Source organism: Dermacoccus sp. Ellin185 (assembly GCF_000152185.1).
In the GTDB taxonomy this organism is placed as follows: domain Bacteria; phylum Actinomycetota; class Actinomycetes; order Actinomycetales; family Dermatophilaceae; genus Dermacoccus; species Dermacoccus nishinomiyaensis.
In genome coordinates, this window is sequence record NZ_AEIQ01000092.1 from 1 (window position 1) to 729 (window position 729).

At 76.5% G+C, this 729-nt stretch carries 1 pseudogene; it reads right to left on the reverse strand.

Going from position 1 to position 729, the window contains the following annotated elements:
• Positions 1–729, reverse strand: a pseudogene (locus HMPREF0321_RS16535) (hypothetical protein); the annotation flags it as partial.

Here is a 729-nt window from a genome sequence, read left to right on the forward strand (position 1 = left end):
CCGCCCCTCCCGCGACACCGGCCGCAACCGCAGCGCCGGACGTGCCGTGGTCGGTGGTGTCAGCGGCCTGTTCGGACGGGCGGGTGGCGGCGTCAGTCGTCGTGTCGTTCGTGCTCGTCGACGCGCCCTGAGTCGACGTCGAGTCCGCCGCCGGGGTGGATGCTGCTTCGCGAGCGGCCTTCTCGCCGTCAGCTTCGGGAGCAGCCGGGGTGCTCGGGGTCGGGTCAGCAGCGGTGGACGCGGCCGCAGGGGCAGCCTTCTCGTCCGTCGCTGCGGGCGCTGCCGGGGCGAGCGAGTCGAGCTGATCGAGCGGCAGCGGCTCCGCTCCCCAGTCATCGCCACCCGACGACGCCGGTGCGGGTGCCGGGGCCGCGGCAGGTTGGCTCGTCGCCGTTTCCTGGGCCGGATCGGGGGTCTCGGCCTGGGCCGAATCGCTTGCCGGGGCAGCTGCCTGCGGCTGCGCGGCGGGGGCGGAGTCGTCGAGTGCGGGCGGCGGGGCGTCCCAGTCGTCGCCGCCGGAGGTCGCAGGCGTGGCCTGCGATGTCTGGACGGCTTCCGGGGTCTGCTGCGGCGCGGCAGCCACCGCGCCATCGAGAGCGGGGGGAGCAGCGTCCCAGTCGTCACCACCAGAGACGGCAGGCGCAGCGGCGGCAGGGGCGGAGTCGTCCAGGGCGGGGGCGGGGGCGTCCCAGTCGTCGCTGCCGGACGCGGCGGGCGCAGCCTGAGCCG